Source organism: Halomonas terrestris, assembly GCF_049166755.1.
In the GTDB taxonomy this organism is placed as follows: Bacteria; Pseudomonadota; Gammaproteobacteria; order Pseudomonadales; family Halomonadaceae; genus Halomonas.
This window is the reverse complement of the sequence record NZ_JBMHFZ010000001.1, coordinates 377,383-398,468: the sequence shown is the minus strand read 5'-3', so window position 1 is coordinate 398,468 and position 21,086 is coordinate 377,383. Positions and strand designations below refer to the sequence as shown.

The 21,086-nt window shown below is 68.9% G+C and carries 21 protein-coding genes; 6 read left to right on the top strand and 15 right to left on the bottom strand.

Going from position 1 to position 21,086, the window contains the following annotated elements:
• The first annotated feature begins 174 nt into the window (after nucleotides 1-174).
• The 3 genes from ACOMD9_RS01890 to iadA are packed head-to-tail and all read left to right on the top strand — an operon-like array spanning nucleotide 175 to nucleotide 4,816.
• Nucleotides 175-1,023 (top strand): cyanophycinase, encoded by an 849-nt coding sequence (locus ACOMD9_RS01890; protein ID WP_421411853.1) that lies wholly within the window; start codon nucleotides 175-177, stop codon nucleotides 1,021-1,023.
• Nucleotides 1,020-3,650, top strand: a complete 2,631-nt coding sequence (cphA, locus tag ACOMD9_RS01885) for a cyanophycin synthetase (protein ID WP_421411852.1) — start codon at nucleotides 1,020-1,022, stop codon at nucleotides 3,648-3,650. Before ACOMD9_RS01890 ends, cphA begins: the two co-directional genes overlap by 4 nt.
• Nucleotides 3,647-4,816: a beta-aspartyl-peptidase gene (gene iadA / locus ACOMD9_RS01880; protein ID WP_421411851.1), complete on the top strand. Its 1,170-nt coding sequence runs from the start codon at nucleotides 3,647-3,649 to the stop codon at nucleotides 4,814-4,816. The genes cphA and iadA overlap by 4 nt, the downstream gene beginning before the upstream one ends.
• On the opposite strand, the gene ACOMD9_RS01875 is transcribed toward iadA, so the two are convergent.
• From ACOMD9_RS01875 to ACOMD9_RS01805, 15 genes are all read right to left on the bottom strand, one after another.
• On the bottom strand, nucleotides 4,817-5,053 hold the full coding sequence (locus tag ACOMD9_RS01875; protein WP_421411850.1) for a hypothetical protein: 237 nt from the start codon (nucleotides 5,051-5,053) through the stop codon (nucleotides 4,817-4,819). It abuts the gene before it with no gap.
• 14 nt (nucleotides 5,054-5,067) lie between these two features.
• Nucleotides 5,068-7,005 (bottom strand): nitric oxide reductase activation protein NorD, encoded by a 1,938-nt coding sequence (locus tag ACOMD9_RS01870; RefSeq protein ID WP_421411849.1) that lies wholly within the window; start codon nucleotides 7,003-7,005, stop codon nucleotides 5,068-5,070.
• 91 nt (nucleotides 7,006-7,096) lie between these two features.
• Nucleotides 7,097-7,906, bottom strand: a complete 810-nt coding sequence (locus ACOMD9_RS01865) for a CbbQ/NirQ/NorQ/GpvN family protein (protein WP_421411848.1) — start codon at nucleotides 7,904-7,906, stop codon at nucleotides 7,097-7,099.
• 58 nt (nucleotides 7,907-7,964) lie between these two features.
• Nucleotides 7,965-9,311, bottom strand: coding sequence for a cbb3-type cytochrome c oxidase subunit I (locus ACOMD9_RS01860; protein WP_421411847.1), 1,347 nt, complete (start codon nucleotides 9,309-9,311; stop codon nucleotides 7,965-7,967).
• A gap of 49 nt (nucleotides 9,312-9,360) precedes the next feature.
• Entirely contained in the window at nucleotides 9,361-9,807 is a 447-nt protein-coding gene (locus ACOMD9_RS01855; protein WP_421411846.1) for a c-type cytochrome, read from the bottom strand.
• 214 nt (nucleotides 9,808-10,021) lie between these two features.
• Nucleotides 10,022-10,336 carry a carboxymuconolactone decarboxylase family protein gene (locus tag ACOMD9_RS01850; RefSeq protein ID WP_421411845.1) on the bottom strand — a complete coding sequence of 105 codons (315 nt, stop codon included), beginning with the start codon at nucleotides 10,334-10,336 and terminating at the stop codon, nucleotides 10,022-10,024.
• Nucleotides 10,337-10,420: 84 nt separating this feature from the next.
• Nucleotides 10,421-10,810, bottom strand: a complete 390-nt coding sequence (locus tag ACOMD9_RS01845; protein WP_421411938.1) for a SirB2 family protein — start codon at nucleotides 10,808-10,810, stop codon at nucleotides 10,421-10,423.
• 80 nt (nucleotides 10,811-10,890) lie between these two features.
• On the bottom strand, nucleotides 10,891-12,105 hold the full coding sequence (locus ACOMD9_RS01840; RefSeq protein ID WP_421411844.1) for an NnrS family protein: 1,215 nt from the start codon (nucleotides 12,103-12,105) through the stop codon (nucleotides 10,891-10,893).
• Nucleotides 12,106-12,210: 105 nt separating this feature from the next.
• Nucleotides 12,211-13,737 (bottom strand): cytochrome D1 domain-containing protein, encoded by a 1,527-nt coding sequence (locus ACOMD9_RS01835; RefSeq protein WP_421411843.1) that lies wholly within the window; start codon nucleotides 13,735-13,737, stop codon nucleotides 12,211-12,213.
• Nucleotides 13,734-14,603 carry a uroporphyrinogen-III C-methyltransferase gene (cobA, locus tag ACOMD9_RS01830; protein ID WP_421411842.1) on the bottom strand — a complete coding sequence of 290 codons (870 nt, stop codon included), beginning with the start codon at nucleotides 14,601-14,603 and terminating at the stop codon, nucleotides 13,734-13,736. The genes ACOMD9_RS01835 and cobA overlap by 4 nt, the downstream gene beginning before the upstream one ends.
• 49 nt (nucleotides 14,604-14,652) lie before the next feature.
• Nucleotides 14,653-15,852: a heme d1 biosynthesis radical SAM protein NirJ gene (nirJ, locus tag ACOMD9_RS01825; RefSeq protein WP_421411841.1), complete on the bottom strand. Its 1,200-nt coding sequence runs from the start codon at nucleotides 15,850-15,852 to the stop codon at nucleotides 14,653-14,655.
• A gap of 24 nt (nucleotides 15,853-15,876) precedes the next feature.
• Nucleotides 15,877-16,452: a siroheme decarboxylase subunit beta gene (gene ahbB / locus ACOMD9_RS01820; RefSeq protein WP_421411840.1), complete on the bottom strand. Its 576-nt coding sequence runs from the start codon at nucleotides 16,450-16,452 to the stop codon at nucleotides 15,877-15,879.
• The gene (locus ACOMD9_RS01815) at nucleotides 16,427-16,900 is read right to left on the bottom strand and encodes an Lrp/AsnC family transcriptional regulator (protein WP_421411839.1); all 474 of its coding nucleotides are present in this window, start codon (nucleotides 16,898-16,900) and stop codon (nucleotides 16,427-16,429) included. Before ACOMD9_RS01815 ends, ahbB (ACOMD9_RS01820) begins: the two co-directional genes overlap by 26 nt.
• Complete coding sequence (gene ahbB / locus ACOMD9_RS01810; RefSeq protein ID WP_421411838.1) at nucleotides 16,881-17,420, bottom strand: siroheme decarboxylase subunit beta; 540 nt, start codon at nucleotides 17,418-17,420, stop codon at nucleotides 16,881-16,883. Before ahbB (ACOMD9_RS01810) ends, ACOMD9_RS01815 begins: the two co-directional genes overlap by 20 nt.
• On the bottom strand, nucleotides 17,417-17,890 hold the full coding sequence (locus tag ACOMD9_RS01805) for an AsnC family transcriptional regulator (RefSeq protein WP_421411837.1): 474 nt from the start codon (nucleotides 17,888-17,890) through the stop codon (nucleotides 17,417-17,419). Before ACOMD9_RS01805 ends, ahbB (ACOMD9_RS01810) begins: the two co-directional genes overlap by 4 nt.
• A gap of 288 nt (nucleotides 17,891-18,178) precedes the next feature.
• Between ACOMD9_RS01805 and ACOMD9_RS01800 the strand changes: the two genes are divergently transcribed.
• The 3 genes from ACOMD9_RS01800 (at nucleotide 18,179) to ACOMD9_RS01790 (ending at nucleotide 21,019) form a co-directional block, all read left to right on the top strand.
• Nucleotides 18,179-18,523, top strand: a complete 345-nt coding sequence (locus tag ACOMD9_RS01800) for a c-type cytochrome (RefSeq protein WP_421411836.1) — start codon at nucleotides 18,179-18,181, stop codon at nucleotides 18,521-18,523.
• A gap of 16 nt (nucleotides 18,524-18,539) precedes the next feature.
• On the top strand, nucleotides 18,540-19,748 hold the full coding sequence (locus tag ACOMD9_RS01795) for a cytochrome D1 domain-containing protein (protein ID WP_421411835.1): 1,209 nt from the start codon (nucleotides 18,540-18,542) through the stop codon (nucleotides 19,746-19,748).
• Nucleotides 19,749-19,849: 101 nt separating this feature from the next.
• Nucleotides 19,850-21,019 carry a globin domain-containing protein gene (locus tag ACOMD9_RS01790; RefSeq protein WP_421411834.1) on the top strand — a complete coding sequence of 390 codons (1,170 nt, stop codon included), beginning with the start codon at nucleotides 19,850-19,852 and terminating at the stop codon, nucleotides 21,017-21,019.
• Nucleotides 21,020-21,086: the final 67 nt, after the last annotated feature.

Sequence of the window (21,086 nt, the reverse complement as noted above, 5' to 3'; positions counted from 1 at the left end):
CGCGGTACCGAGTCGCCTCTTGCCCTGACTCCCGAGCCAGCGAGAACGTGCCCCGTGCCGGGATGCCTGTTATAAGTGAAAGTGCAGGTGGCAAGCATCCTGCCATTCGGCAAGTGACTCACGCGAACGTGGCTGCTGCGTTGGCTCAAAAGCGTCGCTGGGCGACGAACAGGTATGGCTTCTCAACATCCCGTGGCACCCGGACGCATCGTGGCCATCGGTGGCGCCGAGGACAGGACCTCCGATCTCGAGATCCTGCGACAGGTCTTTGCCCTGACCCCCGAGGGCCATGACGAGGTCGCCGTCATCGCCACGGCAAGCAGCATTCCCGACGAGGTGCTGCCCGACTACGAGGCGGCCTTCTCTCGCCTGGGCGCCAGCCGCGTCCATCTACTGGGGATCCGCGACCGCAAGCAGGCGGCTGAGGATGACACCGTTCGCCTGATCGAGCAGAGCGGCGTCATCTTCTTCACCGGCGGTGATCAGCTGCGCCTGACCAATGTGCTGGGGGGATCCCCGGTGCTGAGTGCCATCCGCGAACGCCTCGAAGAGGGCGCAGTGGTGGCGGGGACCAGTGCCGGTGCGGCGGCCATGCCGGGCACCATGATCTACAACGGCGCCGCCGCCGATGCCCTGCGCAAGGGCGCCGTCAACATGACCTTCGGCCTGGGACTGGTCGATGGCCTCATCATCGACAGCCACTTCCTCGAGCGCGGGCGCTTCACGCGCCTGATGGAGGTCGGGGCCAGCAACCCGGAATACCTCGGGGTGGGCCTGGGCGAGGATGCCGGCGTGATCATCCACCCCAATGGCATCCTCGAGGCCATCGGGCCGGGCCATGTCATCCTCATCGACAGCCGAGACCTGGCGAGCTCGAACATCGCCGACCTCTCCATGGGCGAACCGGTGGCCGTCGAGCACATGATCCTCCATGCGATGGTCAGCGGCCACGGGTTCGACGTCGAGGCGCGGCGCTATCTCGTCCCCCACGAACTCGGCGCCATTCTCGCGGAGCGCCGATGAACATTCTCGAGCACCGGGCACTGCGCGGCCCGAACTACTACAGCCGCTACCCGGCGATCTTCATGCGCCTGGACATCGGCGACCTCGAGGAGAAGCCGAGCGATCTCGTCCCCGGTATCGTCGAGCGGCTTACCGCCCTGCTGCCGACCCTGCAGGAGCACCGCTGCTCGGTCGGCCGGCCCGGCGGCTTCGTGGAGCGTCTGGAGCGAGGCACCTGGGCCGCTCACGTCGTCGAGCATGTGGCGATCGAACTGCAGAACCTGATCGGCTTCTCGGTCGGCTACGGCAAGACCGTCGACAGCTACGAGCCCCGTATCTACAACGTCGTCTATCGCTATCGGGACGAGGCCTGTGGCCTGGCGGCCGGGGTCGAAGCGGTCGAGCTGGTCAAGCGGCTGTTCCATGGCGCCGAGATCGACGTGCCGGCGATCATCGCCCGCCTCCAGGCCGTGCGCGACACCCACATGCTGGGCCCCTCCACCGCCGCGATCATTGCGGCCGCCGAGCGGCGTGGCATTCCCCACCTCCGCCTGAGTGACGAGAACAGCTACATCCAATTGGGTCACGGCCACCGCCAGCAGCGCATCCAGGCGACGGTGACCGGCCATACGGACCTGATCGGCTACGGCATCGCCGACGACAAGGCCTGGACCAAGCAGGTGCTCGGCGATGCCGGCATTCCGGTACCCCAGGGACGGGTGTGCGACTCCCTCGACGAGGCGCTCGAGGCCGTACGCGACATCGGCTATCCCGTCGCGGTGAAGCCGGTCATCGGCAACCATGGCCGCGGCGTGAGCACCAACATCGAGGATGACCAGACCCTGCGCGAGGCCTTTGCCATCGCCTCCCACCGCAATCCCTCGGTGGTCGTCGAGCAGTACATCGAGGGGGAGGACCATCGCCTGCTGGTCATCGACAGCAAGCTGGTGGCCGCCGCCAGGCGGCGGCCGGCCCATGTGATCGGCGATGGGGTCACCACGCTGCAGGCCCTGGTCGACAGGGAGAACCAGGACCCGCGCCGGGGCGTCGGGCACGAGAACCTGCTCACGCAGATACAGCTGGACGAGCAGTCGCAGCGGCTGATCGACCAGCAGAACCTGACCCTGCAGAGCGTGATTCCAAAGGACGAGATCGTCTACCTGAAGTCCACGGCGAACTTGAGCACCGGGGGCACGGCCACGGACGTGACCGACGACGTCCATCCGGAGGTACGCTACGCGGCGGAGCGAATCGCGCGCCTGGTCGGGCTCGATATCATCGGCATCGACCTGCTGGCCGAGACCCTGACCCGGCCACTGGAGGAACAGTCCGCCGCGGTGGTCGAGGTCAATGCCGGGCCCGGCTTTCGCATGCACCTGTCACCCACCCACGGCAACGGCCGCGATGTCGGCCAGCCTGTGATCGACATGCTGTTCCCGGACAGCGAGACCGACGCCCGCATTCCCATCATTGCGGTGACCGGCACCAACGGCAAGACGACCACGGTGCGCCTGCTCTCGCATCTGCTTCGCCAGGCGGGACGCAACGTCGGCATGGCCTGTACCGGCGCCATCGAGATCGACAACCACGTCATCATGCGCGGTGACTACAGTGGCCCCCAGGCGGCGGCCATCGTGCTGCGCGAGCCCACGGTCGAGTATGCCGTGCTCGAGGTCGCCCGCGGCGGCATCATGCGCCGTGGCCTCGGGTTCGACGAGTGCGACGTGGGGGTGCTGCTCAATATCGCCAGCGACCACCTGGGGGAGCATGATATCCACACCCTCGACGAGCTGGCGCGCTGCAAGACCGTGGTGGTCGATGCCGTCCGCCAGGGCGGGACGGCCGTGCTCAACGCCGACGACCCCCGAGTGCTGGCCGGCCAGGAGTGGGCCCGGGGCGATATCATCTTCTTCACCCTGGACCCGGATTCCCGCCCCATCCGCCAGCATGTTCGCGACCACGGGGTCGCCTTCATGGTCCACGAGGAGCGCATCGTGATGCGCCAGGGCCATGTCGAGGCCGAGGTAATACCGGTGGTGGACGTGCCGATCACCTTCGAGGGACACGCCCGCTTCAATGTCGCCAATGCCCTGGCCGCCAGCGCCGCGGCCTATGCCATGGGGCTCTCCATCGCCGACATCCAGATGGGCCTGCGCACCTTTCATCCCACCCCGGGACAGAACCCCGGGCGCACCAACCTCATCGAAGCCGACGGTATCAAGGTCCTCATCGATTACGGGCACAACGTGCCGGCGCTCGAAGCCCTCAGCGCGCTGGTGAGCTGTATCCCGGCGCGACGACGCCTCAGCGTGGCCAGCGCGCCCGGCAATCGCCGCGACGAGGATCTCGTCAGCCTGGGCACGCTGCTCGCCCGGATGCACGATGTGGTCTTCATCTACGAGACCGACGCCCGCGGTCGTGCCATCGGCGAAGCCGCTGGCCTGTTGCGCGACGGTGTTGAGTCGATAGGGGCCTGCCGGGTCGAGATCGTCCTGAAGGAGCACCGGGCCGTCGACCGGGCCTTCGATGAAGCCAGCGAAGGTGACCTGCTGGTGTTATTGATCGATGACGTCGACAGTGCCATCGAGCGCCTGAAGGGCCGCCGCTTCTCGACACTGGCGATCGACCCCAGCGGCGAGGCGCCATGATGCCCCTCGATGCTCGGGACGCCCCCCTGCTGACCCTGCTGCGCGTCGGGCGCATCTTCGCACCGGCGCCCCTCGAGGCCACCGACCTGCTGATCGCGGACGGCCGGATCGCGGCCCTGGGGCGTGATATCGCCATACCGGAAGGGTGGCCCGTGCGACTGGTGGAGGCTCGCCACCTCACCGCCGTGCCCGCCTTCATCGACCAGCACGTGCACGTGACCGGTGGCGGCGGCGAGGGGGGCTGTGGCACCCGCTGCCCGGCGATCACCGCCCGGGAGATCGCCGCCATGGGCATCGGCACCGTGGTGGGGGTGCTGGGTACCGACGGCATCAGCCGCTCGCCGGCGGACCTGCTGGCCAAGGTGCGCGGGCTGCGTGCCGAGGGCATCGCGGCCTATATGTATACGGGGTCGTATCGCGTGCCGCCACCGACCCTCACCGGCGACGTGCAGCGCGACCTGGCCTGGATCCCCGAGGTCATCGGCCTGGGCGAGCTGGCCATCTCGGACCATCGCTCGAGCCAGCCGCGCCAGGACGAGATCGAGCGGCTGGTCAGCGAGGCACGTGTCGGTGCCATGCTGGCCGGCAAGCGCGGCATCTGCCACTTCCACCTCGGCGACGGCAAGCGCGGGCTGGAGCCGCTGCGTCGGCTGCTCACGGAGACCGAGATTCCCGCCGAGCAGGTGATCCCCACCCACGTGAACCGCCACCGCACCCTGCTCGAGGAGGCCGCCGACTATGCGCTGACCTTCGCGGCCAGCGTGGACGTGACCGCCTTCGACGACCCCGGCGAGGAGGGCCTGTCCGGCTTCGATGCGGTGTCACGACTGCTCGCGCGCGGCGTCCCCGTCGAGCGCATCACCATGAGCTCCGACTGCAACGGCAGCCTGCCCGAGTTCGATGCCCAGGGTAACTACATCGGCATGCGGGTCGCGCGCAACACCGCCCTGATTGCGGACTGGCAGCGCCTGGTACGCGAGGGCGTGTTGCCTTTGGAGCAGGCCCTCGGCCTGATCTCGGGCCATGTGGCCCGGGTGCTGGGGCTGCATCAGCGCAAGGGGCGCCTGGCCGTCGGCCATGATGCCGACGTGACTCTGCTCGACGGCGACCTCCAGCCACAACAGACCTTCGTGGCTGGGAAACGAATCTTCGCCGGTGACCCTTGACTACCGACAATCCTCGCGCCCGGATGATGGCGGCGGACCGACGCCGGCCCAGTCCGCCAGCCGGCGACCCAGCCAGACCAGCCCCCAGACGGCGAAGGGCACCACGAACATCACCAGGATGCCCCAGTCGCGGGTGTTGATCAGCCAGGCCAGGGGCGTGATCACCAGCAGCGCGGCCAGCAGGCCGAGGGTCACGGCGATGGCGGGACGATGGTTCGACACGGCGGCATTCCTCATGGGGTGGCGCCTCCTCAGTTCCGGATGATCTGGCGGTAGATGCCCGGCAGCGCCTGCGACAGGTGCTCGGGCCGCTGCACGATGGCGTAGCTGCCACGCCCGAACAGGTGCGACACGTACTGGTGGGCCTCCCGGTCGACGGTCACGCCGAAGACCCGGACCTCCTGCTGCCGCGCCTCGAGCACCGCCCTGCGGGTGTCCTCGATGCCGTAGCGCCCCTCGTAGTAGTCGGTATCGTTGGGCTTGCCGTCGGTGAGCACCAGCAGCAGCCGGTGGCGGTTGGGACGCTTGGCCAGCTCCGCGGTGACGTGGCGGATCGCCGGCCCCATGCGGGTGTAGTGCCCGGGCTTGAGCGCCGAGATGCGCCGGGCGACCCGCTCGCCCATGGGCTCGTCGAAGCCCTTGAGGGTGTTGACCCAGACCCGCTGGCGGCGGTGCGAGGTGAAGCAGTGGATGGCGTAGTCGTCGCCGCAGCCGGCCAGGCCGTGGCCCAGCACCAGCAGGGCCTCCTTCTCCACGTCGAGCACCCGGCGATCCTCCAGCCAGGCATCGGTGGAGAGCGACACATCCACCAGGATGTCCACGGCCAGATCGCGTGCCTGGGCCCGGCTCGCCAGGTAGAGTCGGTCGCTGGACTCGCCGGTGGCGGCCAGGTCGCAGCGCGAGCGGATCACCGCATCCATGTCCAGCTCGCTGCCATCGAGCTGGCCACGCAGGGTCTCCCGCCGCGGCCGCAGCGCCTCGAACTCGCGTCGCACCCGGCGGATACGACGCCGGGTGGCCTCGTCGGGCGCCCACTGCTCGCCCTCCTCGCTCTGCAGGTCGGTGTGCACCAGGCAGTGGTCGGGCAGGTAGGCCTGCTTGCGGTGGTTCCATTCGGGATAGGCGTGCTTGCCGCGCAGGCGTTCGCCCAGCACCTCGTCCGGCGGCAGGTCCAGGTCGACCTTGAGCCGGGTGGCGGCGCGCTGCTTGTGGGGGCTGAGCACGATCTCCTCCATCTGCTCGGCGGCGCGCTTGGCCTCCTCGTCCTCGTTGTCCTCGACCAGGCGATTGAGGTTCACCATCTCGGTCCAGGAGAGCATCTTCTCGAAGCGGTTGGCGATCAGCGGATCGTCGCGCTCGGTCTGGTCCTGACGCTTGCGCTCCGCCTTGCGCTTGCCCTCGCTGACCGACTGGGGGCTGCTCGACTCGCCATCCTGGGGGTCGCTGTCCTCCTCGCGCCCGGCCCCCGTGCCCAGTTCCACTACCTGGCCCCAGAGCGGCACGGGCAGGGGCGGGCGGTAGCCGCGCGGGGCGCGGAAGGGGTCCAGGGGGACCGCCGGATCGGCCACGGCAGCGGCCATGGAGGCGGCCCAGCCTTCCAGCGACGTATCGTCGCCCAGCAGGGCGCGCAGCGTGGCCTCCAGGGCCTGCTCCATGGGCGGCAGCTTGCGCCGGACCGGGCGTACCGCCAGCAGTGCCGCGCAGAGGTCGCGATAACGCCCGGCCAGGCCGGGAAAGCGATCGAGGGCCGCCTCCGTGGCCCGCATCGCCTCACGCAGCCGTGCCAGGTCGTTCTGCAGCGGGTCGGCGTGAATGGCCGGATGCCGGGCCACCGCCAGGTAGGCGGTCAACCAGAAGTAGAGGTCGCGGTTGAGGCGCGCCTCGGGGAAGACGTCCAGCGTCGGCGGCAGCAGCAGGCTCTCCTCGTCGCGTCGCGCCTGGTCGATCGCCTCGTCGTCGAAGCCCAGCTTCTGGCGCAACGAGAGCCGGTGCCGTGAACTGCGTGCGACGATGGCGGCGACCTCGAGACCGCACTCGCCACCGCTGGCGCGAAAGAAGACGCCGAGCACGTGGCGCAGCTCTTCCAGGGCCACGGCGGCCTCGGGATGGCGCCGGTAGCTGGCGGCGCTGGAGGCCCAGCGGTGCCAGTGGCGGCCGACGAACTCCTCGACCTCGAGAAACTGCAGCATGGTCATTCTCCTGACCCGTAAGGCGCCGGCTCGTATCGGCGCCTCTTTGCTCGGGGCTGATTAGGCGGCAGGCCCCTCGCTGTAGAATCCTTCAACCGAAGGTGGCGTTGATGGCTTCCAGCAGGCCTTCCTGGACATCCAGGTCGTCGGTCAGCGGCTCCACCAGGGTGGCGCGGGTGGCCTCGAGGATCGGCATGCCGGTGCCGATCAGGGTGGCGCAGTAGACCAGCAGGCGAGTGGAGACCCCCTCCTCCAGGTCCTGGCCCTTGAGCTGGCGCAGGCGGGTGGCCAGGTTGACCAGGGCGGCGCACTTCTCCCGCGCCAGGCCGCTCTCCCGGGCCACGATGTCGCACTCCTCGCCCGGCGGCGGGAAGTCGAAGGACATGGCCACGAAGCGCTGCCGGGTGCTGGGCTTGAGCGACTTGAGGATGTGCTGGTAGCCGGGGTTGTAGGAGACCACCAGCATGAAGTCGTCCGGCGCCTCGAGCAGTTCGCCGGTGCGCTCGAGCGGCAGCAGGCGGCGGTCGTCGGTGAGCGGGTGCAGCACCACGGTGACGTCCTTGCGTGCCTCGACGACTTCATCGAGATAGCAGATCCCGCCCTCGCGCACCGCGCGGGTCAGGGGGCCGTCGACCCAGCGGGTCTCGCCGCCCTGCAGCAGGTAGCGACCGGTGAGGTCGGCGGCGGTGAGATCGTCGTGGCAGGAGACCGTGAACAGCGGCCGGCCCAGCTTCGCCGCCATGTGACTGACGAAGCGGGTCTTGCCGCAGCCGGTGGGGCCCTTGAGCAGCAGCGGCAAGCGCTGCCGGTAGGCCTGTTCGAAGAGCGTGCACTCCTGTCCGACCGGCTGGTAGTAGGGAAGCTCGCGCCCGGGATCGGGCTGCATGGCGGTGATCGTCATGGGACACTCCAGAGTGTGGGGGCGGGGGCGTGGCCGAGCCACGCCCCCGCCGGGTCGCTCATTCGGTGGCGGTGAGCGGCTTGCTGGTGGCGGGCACCTGCTCGCGCGCCGGGCCGAAGACCGAGTAGAGGAACATCAGGGCGGCGACGCCCACGGCGATGCCGGTCCCGAAGCGCATGACATAGAAGAGGTCGAGCTGGCCCTGCACCTCCATGAAGTTCATGCCCAGCACCCGCTGCAGATGCGTCTGGACGACACCGGCGAAGGTCAGGGTGAAGGTCATGAACCACATGGCGGAGGTCATGATCCAGAAGGCCCACATGTTCAGCACCTGGTTGTAGGGCTGCACGCCCCGGATCTGCGGCATGGCGTAGGTGATGATGCCCAGGATCAGCATCACGTAGGCGCCGTAGAAGGCCAGGTGGCCATGGGCCGCGGTGACCTGGGTGCCGTGGGTGTAGTAGTTGATCCACGACAGGGTGTGCATGAAGCCCCACACGCCGGCGCCGAAGAAGGCCACGGCGGCACAGCCCAGGGTCCACAGCATGGCGGCCTTGTTGGGGTGGTTGCGGCTGCCCTTCCAGAACATGTAGAAGGCGAACACCACCATGGCGAAGAACGGGATCACCTCCAGGGTGGAGAAGATGCTGCCGATCGGCTGCCAGTAGCCGGGGGTGCCGATCCAGTAGTAGTGGTGTCCGGTGCCGAGCAGGCCGGAGAAGAGCGCCAGGCCGACGATCACGTAGAGCCACTTCTCGATGATCTCGCGGTCCACCCCGGTCATCTTGATCAGCAGGTAGCCGAGCAGCGAGGCCATGATCAGCTCCCAGACGCCTTCCACCCAGATGTGGACGATCCACCACCAGTAGAGCTTGTCGAGGGCCAGGTTGGCCGGGTTGTAGAAGGCGAACAGCCAGAACACCGCCGCCAGCCACAGGCCCAGCATCAGCACCATGTTGATGGCGGTCTTGCGCCCCTTGAGCATGGTCAGGCTGGTGTTGAACAAGAACATCAGGAAGGAGATGGTGATCAGGATCTTCGACCAGAGCGGCTGCTCGAGGTAGTGACGCCCCTCATGGATGCCGAACTGGTAGCTGATCAGGGCCCCGGCACCGGCGATGGCGAAGATCGCCAGTTGCAGGTAGGCCAGCTTCGGGCTGTAGATCTCGTTCTCGGCCTCCTCGGGCATCAGGTAGTAGGTGCAGCCCATGAAGCCGATCAACAGCCAGACGATCAGCAGGTTGGTGTGGCTGGTACGGGTGATGTTGAAGGGCATGGCCTCGGACATGAAATGCGGCCACACATAGGCCGCGGCGGCGGCCAGGCCGAAGACGATCTGCAGCGCGAACAGCGCCATCGCCACCATGAAGAAGGGCAAGGCCACCTTCTGAGTTGCATATTTCATCGTTACGACTCTCCTGGGTTGCTGTTATCCGGACGGGTGCGATTCCGGATCAGCCGGACGGGTGCGGCGGCCAGTTCTGGGTATCGATCGCATCGGTCCACTCGAAGAAATCGATCAGCGCGGCCATCTCCTCGTCGTTGATATCGAAGAGGGGCATCTGGCGACGACCCGGTGCACCGGTAGGCTGGATGCGGATCCAGCTCTCCAGCGCCATGCGCGCACCCTCGGGGTTGTCATGACCGCCGTAACGCGTCCAGACGTTGCCGATCTCCGGCGCGAAGTAGGAGCCCTCGCCGAGAATGGTGTGGCAGTTGATGCAGTTGTGCTCTTCCCAGACCTCCTTGCCCAGCACCACCGACTCCGTCATCGGTGGCGTCGAGGTGTTGACGATGTAGAAGTGGCTGTGGGCCGTCAGCGCGGCGAACAGCAGGAAGAAGAACAGCGAGCCCCCGTAGAAGATATTGCGGGCCGCCGCCTTGGTGAGGCCTTCGTTCATGGGCCAGTCCCTCGCTCTTGTGGCTCTCTTGCGTGTCCGGAGCCGCGGGTCGGCTCCGCCCCTTTAACATGCATAGAAAATACATGTTAAAGAGTAGCAGCTGATGGCCCTCCGGGACTTTGACCCCGGTCAATTGGTGATGGACATGACGGTACGGCGGGGGCCTGGCGGCGGGACGGGAAACGCCGGCGGCCGCCCGCCGGCGCATCGGGCATCAGTCGATGAGGTCCTCCATCCAGGTCAGGGCCGCCACCCCGGCGGGCAGGCCGATGGTGGGGATGGCCAGCATGGCCACCTGCTTGAGGGCCTCGGGCTCGACGCCTTCGCGCAGGGCACGGCGCATGTGGGAGTGCACGGCGCCCTCGGAGCCGGCCCCCACTGCCAGCGCCAGCTTGACCAGGCGGCGGGAGCGCGCATCCAGGGGGCCGGCCTCGGCACAGGCCTGACCGAGCGATTCGAAGGCGCTCCAGATCTCGGGGTACTGGTCGGCCAACTTGCCGGCGCCAGAGGGAAGGTCCTGTTGACTCATGGGAAGCTCCTCGTCATCGGGTATCGGGCACACAGCCCCAGTATAGGAATGCCGCGGGCGATACGTCATCGCCGCGGCCCGGACTCACCCCGCCATCCAGGAGAGCGGGTGGTGGTGGATCGCCGCCCCCACCATGTAGAGGAACACCGCCACCGCGGCCAGGCCGGCCAGGGCACGCGCACCGGGCGTCGACCCGCGCTTGATGGCCAGGGTGCCCAGGCCGATATAGACCAGCAGGGCGACCAGCTTGGCGGCCAGCCAGGGGTGGTGCTGGGGCCACATGGAGAGCATCACCATCAGCAGCACGCCAAGCACCAGCAGGGCGGTGTCGATCAGGTGCGGCAACACCTTCACCCAGCGCTGCCCGAGCCGGGGCGACTCGCGCACCGACCACCAGGCCCGCACCACGAACAGCGCCAGGCTGAGCCCGGCCGCCGTCATGTGCAGCTGCTTGATCAGGGCATAGTGTTCCAGCAACTTCCTCTCCTTATCCCCGGTCTGCGGGCTGCGGGCAGCGTCGTGGCTCGTGGCCCGCAGCTGGCGCGAAGCGCCGACTAGCCGTCCTTGCCATCCGTTCGGGGGGTGAACAGGGGGACAGTGTAGTGGAACAGGAAGATCATGAAGGCGAGGCACCAGAAGAGGATGCTGAGGTTGTAGGTCCAGTGGGTGATCTGGGGAAACATCGCCAGCACCGGCGAACGCAGCACGGCACCCGCCAGCATCAGGCCGAGCGCCACGCCGATGCCGGGCAGGGTCCGGATGGGACGTGCCGTATGGCCCAGCGAGACCCGCGACATCATCGCCAGCATCATTGTCCCCATGCCGCCGATGGTCAAGGCGTGTACCGCCAGCTCTGCCCGGAACATGCCCAGCTCCGCCAGGGCCCACATGCCGAGCCCCACGGGGATGAAGGCATAGCTGCCGTGCAGCCCCCATAGCAGCGGCTCGCGCCAGCTGTGGAGCCCGCCCCAGCGCATCAGCCGCACGGCATTGGCCACGGCGGACAGCACCATCAACCCCGCCACCAGGGCGGCGGGCAGCGACACGCCCAGCATCACCAGCAGCTGGGCCACCACCAGCGTCAGGGTACTGCCCAGCGCCAGGGTCTCGAGGGCGGGGACCGGCGCCGGCTTCGGACGCCCCAGGCGGTTGGCAGTGAACATGGCGATCACCCGCCCCCCTACCACCACCATCAGCAGGGTGACCAGCAGCACCGCCAGGTAACCGGCCTCGCGGATCAGCCCGGCATCGCCGTAGATCACCCCCAGGTGCATGGCCAGGTTGGCGATGCTCAGCAGGGTCAGGGCGGGAAGGAAGATCAGGTTGCGCCAGCGCCGGGCCGTGATGACCAGCCTGGCCATGACCAGCGCCACGAGCGGCAGGAAGGCGAGGTCGACCAGTGCCAGCAGCCAGGCCGGCAAGCCCATGGGAAAGGCCATCAGCAACCGGCCTGCCAGCCAGACGCCGACCAGCCCCAGCAGTGGTGCGCCGCGGAGGCTCGGCAGGCCTGTCCAGTTCTGCACGGCGGTGAGCAGGAAGCCCGCCACCACGGCGGCGGCGAAGCCGAACAGCATCTCGTGCTGGTGCCAGAACATCAGCCCGCCGTGGGGGCGCAGCAGGATATCGCCATGCCAGAAGGCGAACCACACCCCCATGGCCAGCACGCTGAACAGGGCCGCCAGCAGGAAGAAGGGCCGGAAGGCCAGGCGCGCCACCGGCAGGCGCGACAGGGTGGAGGAGCGGACGGAAGAGGAGGAAGTCGATTGCATGGCGCCATACCCGACTGAAACGCTTGGATATGGCCATTGTGCGCCAAGCGCGCCGCCGAAACCATGACAGGTATCAAGCATGCTTCTTATCGAGGCTCCCCGGCGTCAGTGACTGGTTCCCTCCTCGTAGCGCGTCTTGTTCCAGACGTTGTACTTGCCCGAGGGCTTGCGCATGGGCATGCGGTCCAGCTCCTCCAGGGTGTTGGCATCGAGCTTCAGCAGGTAGCCGTCGTCGTCCCAGATGCTCAGCAGCAGGGTCTCGCCGCGGCGGTCGAATTCCACGTGGGCGGCGGTCTTGCCGGGTTCGGGAATCAGGGTCTCGACGATCTCCAGGGTCTGCTTGTCGATGACGTGGATGCGGTCATGGTGGGGCCCGAAGAAGACGTCGACCCAGGCGTACGGGGAGTTCTCGTGGCTGCGCATGAAGAAGCCCGGGCCGTCGGTCTCGATATGGGTGACCAGCGACCAGTCGCTCATGTCGAACACCGAGACCTGCCCCTTGTCGATGTGGGGGATCGCCATCACCCGGCGCCCGTCGAGTTCCCAGGTGATGCCGGCGCCCAGGTGCGGCATGCCCTCCAGGGGCAGGTCGGCCACCTTGCGCTCCTCGTCCATGTCGAACACCAGGCCGCCACCGCCTCCGCGGGCCGCCCCCACCAGATAGCGGTACTCCATGTCGAAGAAGAAGTCGTCGAGGTAGTCGGGGGCCTCCATGCGGTGCAGGGCGAAGTCGCCGACCAGCGGCTCGTCCCCCTCGGCGAGATCCTCGGGCCAGCGGATCTCCCATACCTCGGGTATGTCCTTGAGGGCCGCCACGAAGCTGTTGCGCGGCGGCGCGGCATAGACGGCGCTGACCCGCGAGGTGTCGCCGTTCAGGCCCTCCACCGGAATGGTGGCGATGAGCTCGAGGTCCCGGGCGTCGAACAGCACCAGGGTGTGCGGCAGGTAGTTGGCGGCCATCACGTAGCGGCCATCGGCGGAGACGGCGATGTTGCGCATGTTGATGCCGGCCCGCACCTCGGCGGTGACCTCGAGGTTGTAGATGTCGTACTTGGTCACCCAGCCGTCGCGGGAGCCGAAGAACACGTAGCGGCCGTCCGGCGTGTACTTGGGCCCGCCATGCAGCGCATAGCGGCTGGGAAAGCGGCTGATGCGCTCGAAGGTGTCGCCGTCGAGCAGGCTGACGTGGTGATCGCCGATCTCGACCACCAGGAAGAGGTTCTGCAGGTCCTCGACCTCGAACACCGGCGTGTCGGGCAGGCTGCCATGGGGGTGGGCCACCTCGTGGCTGGCCAGGATGTCGGCGTCGTCCCAGGTCGGCTCGTGCTCGGGCGGCGTGAAGATCCACTGCGCCAGCGCCTCCACCTCGGCCTCGTCGAGCAGCTCACGGTAGGCGGGCATCTGGGTGGCGGGGCGGCCGTCGCGAATCACCGAGACCGCCTCGTCGTGCTTCAGCCGCGAGAGGTTGTCCGGCAGCAGCGCCGGTCCTGTGCCTCCCAGTCGGCTCACGCCGTGGCAGATGGCGCAGTGGCGGTTGTAGATCATGTTGGGGTCCGGTGCATCGGCCAGGGCCGGCAGCGCCGGAACCAGCAGCCCCAGCAGGCCGCCGAGCAGCAGTGCGGGTCGTATCACAGGGCGACTCTCCCGGGGATCGGGTGGGGGGAGGCGGCCAGCGCGACATCCGGCGCGCGGGCCAGGCGGGTCATGGCCGGCGCCAGGGTCTTGGCCAGACTGACCACCTCGCCCACCACGATCAGGGTCGGCGGCCGGAACGCCTCGCGCTCGATCACCTCGACCAGGTCCCCCAGGGTGGCCAGCACATGGCGCTGCTCCGGGGTGGTGCCGCGCTCCACCAGGGCGACCGGGGTGGCGGCGGGCATGCCGTGGCGCTGCAGCTCGCGGCGGATCAGCTCGGCGTTGGCCAGGCCCATGTAGAACACCGTGGTGTGGTGGGGCACGGCCAGGGCCGCCCAGTTCAGGTCCAGGTCACGGTCCCCCTTGCAGTGGCCGGTGACGAAGGTGACGCTCTGGGCATGGTCGCGGTGGGTCAGCGGGAAGCCGGCGTAGCTCGAGCAACCCGAGGCGGAGGTGATGCCCGGCACCACCCGGAAGCCGATGCCGTGCTCGATCAGGGCCTCGGCCTCCTCGCCGCCGCGGCCGAAGATATAGGGGTCGCCGCCCTTGAGGCGCAGCACCCGCTCGCCCTCGCCGGCCAGGCGCACCAGCAGGGCGTTGGTCTCCTCCTGGGTCAGGGCGTGGCAGCGCGAGGCCTTGCCCACATAGAAGCGACGCGCCTCGGGCCTGGCCATGGCGAGGATCTCGGCGGAGACCAGGCGATCGAACACCAGGCAGTCGGCCTGCTGCAGCAGCGACAGGGCGCGCAGGGTCAGCAGCCCCGGGTCGCCGGGGCCGGCGCCGACGATGGCCACCTCGCCGCGGCCCAGCGGCGCCTCGTCGAGGTCGAAGCTCAGGTGTTGTGTCTTGCGGAATGCCGTCATGGCTCGCTCTCCCGGGATGTCACGGTCATGGTCGTCGGCCTCGCGCGGCTCAGAGCTCGGTGGCCTGGATGGCCTCATAGGGCGCGGCCACGCGCCGGTCATGGCCCTCGTCGACGCCGATCTCGGCGTTGGTCAGGTAGCAGCCGGGATCCTCCTCCCAGGGATCGCCGGTCACCTTCCAGGCCCGCACGCGGGTATTGCCGTTGCAGATGTCGAGGAAGCGACACTCGGCACAGCGCCCCTTGAGCGGCCGCGGGCGCTGGCGGAAACCGGCCATCAGCGGGTCGGAGGTGTCCCGCCAGATCGCCGAGAAGGGGCGGCTGCGCACGTTGCCCAGGTCGTGGTCCCACCAGAAGGTGTCGGGGTGGACGTTGCCGAGGTTGTCGATGTTGGCGATGTGCTCGCCCGAGGCATTGCCGCCCCAGTTGACCAGGCGCTGCTCCAGGTCGTCGGCCCGGTCGGGGAAGTGCTCACGGGCCCACATCAGCAGGAAGGGGCCGTCGGCGTCGTTGTTGCCGGTGACGTATTCGCGCTCCACGCCACGCGCCAGCTCCGCGCGACAGTGGTCGAACAGCCGGGTCATGGCGTCGCGGGTCATGCGGTACCAGGCGTCCTGCTTGCTGTGGCGCCGGCCGCGGCCGCCATAGTTGAGGTGCGAGAGGTAGAACTTGTCGACGTCGTGCTCGTCGATCAGCGCCAGGATATCGTCGAGCTGCTCGTGGTTCTCGCGGGTCAGGGTGAAGCGCAGGCCCACCTTGATGCCGCGCTCCTTGCACAGCTCCACCGCGTGCATGGACTCCCGGAAGGCGCCCTGGCGCTGGCGGATCACGTCGTGGGTCGCCTCGAGGCCGTCGATGCTGATGCCCACGTAGTCGTAGCCGACGTCGGTGATCTCGTCGATGTTGGACTCGTCGATCAGGGTGCCGTTGGTGGAGAGCCCGGTATAGATGCCCAGTGCCCGCGCCCGCCGCGACAGCTCGAAGATGTCCGGTCGCATCAGCGGCTCGCCGCCGGAAAGGATCAGCGCCGGCACCCGGAAGCCGTGCAGGTCGTCGAGCACCGCATGGGCCTCGGCGGTGGAGAGCTCCCCGGCGAAGTCGATGTCCGCCGAGGTGGTGTAGCAGTGCTTGCAGGTCAGGTTGCAGCGGCGGATCAGATTCCAGATCACCACCGGACCCGGCGGCTTACGGGCCGGCGCGAGCGGCGCCGGTTCCATCAGGGACTTGATGTAGCGGGTGACGCGGAACATGCGAACCTCCTCCTGCGGCGAGCCTCAGCCCGGCCGGTCGGACCGCCCTGCGAGCCGCAGGCCGGTCTTCTTGAGAATGCGTGAGCTGTAGAGGATGCGATGATCCCGGCAGGCCGCACCGATCCGCTGGTGGATCGCCTCGGCCTGGCGCTCGACCTCCTCCCGGCTGTGGCCGTGCAGCATGACGAAGAGGTTGTAGGGCCAGTGGGGGCGGTGACGGGGACGGCGGTAGCAATGGCTGACACCGGGCAGGGTGGCGATCTCATGCCCCAGGCGGTCGATCTCGGCATCCTCGACGTCCCATACCGTCATGCCATTCGCCAGGTAGCCGAGGCAGTAGTGGTTGGGCACCGCGGCAATGCGCCGGATCACCCCGCACTCCAGCATGCGCTGCAGGCGTGCCTTCACCTCGCTGCCGCTCAGCCCGACCGCCTGGCCGACGGCGCGCCAGGGATCGGGCACCAGCGGCAGGCCGTCCTGGGTGGCCAGCACGATGGCCCTGTCACGCTCGTCGAGGCCGGCGGGCGCGGTGCGGGCCCGGTCATCGTGGCGGGCCTCTCCCGGCCGGAGCCGTCTAGACCGGCAGGTGGAGTCGGACATGGAACTCCTCCTCCTTGGGCATGTTGAAGACCGGCAGGCCGGTGGCGATCTCGATCTCGTCGATCACCTCGCCGATACGCCCCGGCGTCTCGGTGGCCAGCACGAACCACATGTTGAGGGTGTGTTCCCGGCGGTAGTTATGGGCCACCTCGGGGAAGGCATTCACCGCCTCGCTGACACGGTCGAATACCGCTTCCGGAACCGACAGGGCGGCCAGGGTCAGGCCACCGCCCAGGCGCTCGGCGTGATACATGGGACCGAAGCGACTCAGCACACCGTCACGCAGCAACAGCTCGAGCCGATAGAGCAGTGCACCCTCGCCGATCGCCAGCTCCCGGGCCACCGCGGCGAAGGGGGCATCCACCAGCGGCAGCCCTTCCTGCAGGCGGTTGATGATCCGGCGATCGACCGCATCCAGGCGGGCGGGATCAGGACAAGAGGCGGTCACGGGGCACGTCCTCCCTGGCATAGCGCCCACCACACTGGCGGTAGGCGCGGGTACTGAAGAGCACGCAGCGGGGCGCGCCCTCCAGTCCCTGACGATCGATGATGGCAGCCAGCTGGCCGAGCACCCGGTCGCGGCGGGTGCCATGGATCATGCAGAAGAGGTTGTAGGGCCAGTCGGGCAGCCGCCGCGGACGCCGGTAGCAGAGGGTCACCGAGGGCTCCCTGGCCAGGCGCCGGCCGATGCGTTCCACCTGGGCGTCGGGCAGGTCCCAGACCACCATGGCGTTCGCGTCGAGGCCCAGCCGGCGATGGCGGACCACCAGCCCCAGGCGCTTGATCAGGCCCTCGGCCTGCCAGCGACGCACCAGGGCCATCACCTCCTCCTCACGCAGCCCGCTGCGCTCGGCCAGCACGCGCCAGGGCCGCGACACCAGCGGCAGCCCCTCCTCGAGCAGGGCGCGCAGTCGACGCGCCGCGTCGGAGTCCGGGGTCGAGCGGGGCAAGGGATCGACGACTCTCATGCGCCCTCCAGCTCGGCCCAGGGAATCGAGAACGCCAGGTCGATATGGTAGCCATCGAGCATCGGCAGGCGCAGCAGCGGACGTCCCAGCTCGCCCTCCAGCGCATCCAGGCGCGCCTCGAGCGTCACCTCGTCCGGCGCGGTCATCACGAACCAGAGGTTGTAGTCGTGCTCGCGGGCATAGTTGTGGTTCACCCCCGGGCGGCGGTTGATGCATTCGGCCCAATGGTCCCGCTCGGCCTCCGGCACCGCCACCGCCGCCAGCAGGCTGGCGCCGGCCCGGGTGTGGTCGAACACCGGCCCCACCCGGCTCAGCACCCCGTACTGCTGGAGTCGCTCGAGTCGCTCGACCACCTCGGCCTCGGTGGTCCCCAGGCGATCGGCCATGGCCGCGAAGGGCCTGGTGCAGACCGGCAGGCCTCGCTGGTAACAGTCGATCAGGCGCCGGTCGAGGGCATCGGGCGGGACCATGGGGGACTCCTCTGCGTTCGGCATCCACGGGTGCCTGCCGGCCCCATCACGGCGAGCAGGGCGGGAGCAGGCCTGTAATCGGCATATTACATGCATCTTCCCGGTTGCAATCGCTGATCCGCCGGGCCATTGACACAAGTCAAAAGAGGTATTTTTTATGCCTCTGGATGGCGACGGCGGGCAGTGATCCGGCCCACCCTTGATGTCCGTCAAGGCAGCTCGACGGCGCCGGAAGGAGACTCGAGAGCAAGCGTGCCGCCCGCCGCACTCCCCATCGAGAGGCCTGCCATGCACCTGCCAGCCATCCTCGCCCTGCTGGGCATCCTGCTGCTGCCGTCGCCGGCCCTGGCCGAGTCCGGGCCGGATGCGGATCGCCGGGCGGCGCTCGAGACCCTGCTCTACCAGGACTGCGGCTCCTGCCACGGCATGACGCTGCGCGGCGGCCTGGGCCCCGCCCTCCCCCGCGACCGCATGCAGGCCCTGAGCCCCGAGGCGCTGGCCCATATCATCCTGCACGGCATTCCCGGCACCGCCATGCCGGGCTGGAAGGCACTGCTCAGCGAGGCGGAGGCCCGCTGGATCGCCGACCACCTGCAGACCGACAGCCGGCTGAAGACGCTGGAACAGGATTGAACCCAGGAGACCCGCCATGCCCCTTGCGAATCCGCTGAAGACCCTGCTTGCCGCCGGCGCCCTGGCGCTGCTGGCCACCGGGCCCGCCCTGGCCGAGAGCACCGCCGAGCTGCGCGGCACCGGCGACCTGGGGGTGGTGATCGAGCGCGCCACCGGCAGCGTGGCGCTGGTCGACACCACCCACAAGGCGGTGCTGCGCCACGTGGAGGGCTTCGGGGACCTCTCCCACGCCTCGGTGAAGTTCACCCGCGACGCCCGCCACGCCTTCGTGTTCGGCCGCGACGGCGGCCTGACCCGGCTCGACCTGCTCACCGGCGAGATCGACGGGCGCATCGTCCAGTCCGGCAACAGCATCGGCGGCGCCATCTCCCAGGACGGCCGCTTCGTGGCGGTGGGCAACTACGAGCCGGGCGGCGTGAAGGTCTTCGACACCGCGACCCTGGAGCTGGTCGTCGACGTGCCGGCCACCTTCGAGAAGCCCGACGGCACCACCGACCGGGCCAAGGTGGTGGGCGTGGTGGACGTGCCAGGCAACATCTTCGTCTTCAGCCTGTTCGAGGCCGGCGAGATCTGGACCCTGGACATGTCCACCGAGGAGCCCGAGGTGACCCGCTATCGCGACGTGGGCAGCCTGCCCTACGACGCCCTGGTCACCGCCAACGGCCGCTACTACATCGCCGGGCTGTTCGGCGAGGACGGCATGGCCCTGCTCGACCTCTGGCACCCGGAGAACGGCGTGCAACGCATCCTGCCCGACTACGGCCGCGGCGAGGAGCGCCTGCCGGTCTACAAGATGCCCCACCTGGAGGGCTGGGCCATGGCCGGCGACCAGGCCTTCTTCCCCGCCGTGGGTCGCCACGAGGTGCTGGTGGCCGACACCCGCGACTGGTCGCTGACCCGGCGCATCGAGGTGCACGGCCAGCCGATCTTCGTGATGAGCCGACCCGACGAGCGGCAGGTCTGGGTCACCTTCGCCCACCCCGACAACGACCGGGTGCAGGTGATCGACACCCGCACGCTGGAGATCATCGAGACCCTCGAGCCCGGCGAGTCGATCCTGCACAAGGAGTTCACCCCTCGGGGCGAGCACATCTGGATCTCCGCCCGGGACAGCGACCAGGTGGTCGTCTACGACACCCGCACCTTCGAGGAGCTGGCCCGCCTGCCGGCCGAATCGCCCAGCGGCATCTTCTTCACCCACCGGGCCCACCGCATCGGGCTGTAGCGCGTCCCGCGACAGGATGCCGCACCCGCGAGGCTTGGTCCCGGGATCGCTCCTCTTTAAGATGCACGCGAAATGCATCTTATAAACCCCTGAGGAACCCCATGCTGACCCCAGACCAGGAACGCCTGATCACCGCCACCGCCCCCGTGGTAGCCGAGCACCTCGACGCCATCACCCGACGCTTCTACCCGCTGATGTTCGCCCGCTATCCCGAGGTCAAGCCGCTGTTCAACGAGGCCCACCAGGTCGACGGCGGCCAGCCCCGGGCCCTGGCCGGCGCCGTGCTGGCCTACGTGGGGCTTCGCCGGGATCCCCAGCAGGCCCGCGGCGCCCTGGCCAGCGTGGTGAGCAAGCACGTCTCGCTGGACATCCGGCCGGAGCAGTACCCCATCGTCGGCGAGTGCCTGATGGCGGCCATCGGCGAGGTGCTGGGCGACGCCGTGACGCCGGAGGTCGCCGCGGCCTGGAGCGGCCTCTACGAGGAGCTGGCGGGGCTGCTGATCGAGCTGGAGGACCATCGTTACCGGGAGTTCGAGCGGCGCCCCGGCGGCTGGCGGGGCACCCGCGAATTCCGCATCGTCGCGACCCGCCAGGAGAGCGCGGTGATCCGCTCCTTCGTGCTGGCCCCCGTGGACGGCGGCAGCGTGGCGGACCACGTCCCCGGTCAGTTCATCGGCGTGCGGCTCACCCTCGACGGCGTGCCGGTCTACCGCCACTACAGCCTCTCCGACGTGCCCAACGGCACCACCTATCGCCTCTCCATCAAGCACGAGCCCGAGGGGCGTGCCAGCCGGCACTTCCATGACACCCTGGGCGTGGGCGATAGCGTCGAGCTGCTGCCGCCCGCCGGCGACCTGATCCTGGAGGGCGGCGACGAGCCGCTGCTGCTGGCCAGCGGCGGCGTCGGCCAGACGCCCATGCTGCCCCTGGCGCGCCAGGCCCTGGCCGAGGGTCGCCGGGTGGTCTACCTGCACGCCGCCCTGGACGCCGAGCACCACGCCTTCCGCGACGAGGTCGCGGCCCTGGCCGAAGCGCACCCGGAACAGCTGCACACGGTGACCGTCCACGAGCGCGGCGACGATGCCGACCACAGCGGCCGGGTCGATCGCGATCTGCTGGCCCGCCACCTGCCCGAGGGCGCGCGCTGCTACTTCGTCGGCCCCCGGGGCTTCATGACCGCCGTCGACCGTGCCCTGGACGACCTCGGCGTGCCGGCCGAGCGCCGCCACTACGAGCACTTCGGCCCCTCACGCCCCCTCCACGCGGCCTGATCGCCTCCCGGGAAACGCACGGGGCCCCGTCCGGGCCCCGTCCGGGCCCCGTGCTCGACGGCTCCGG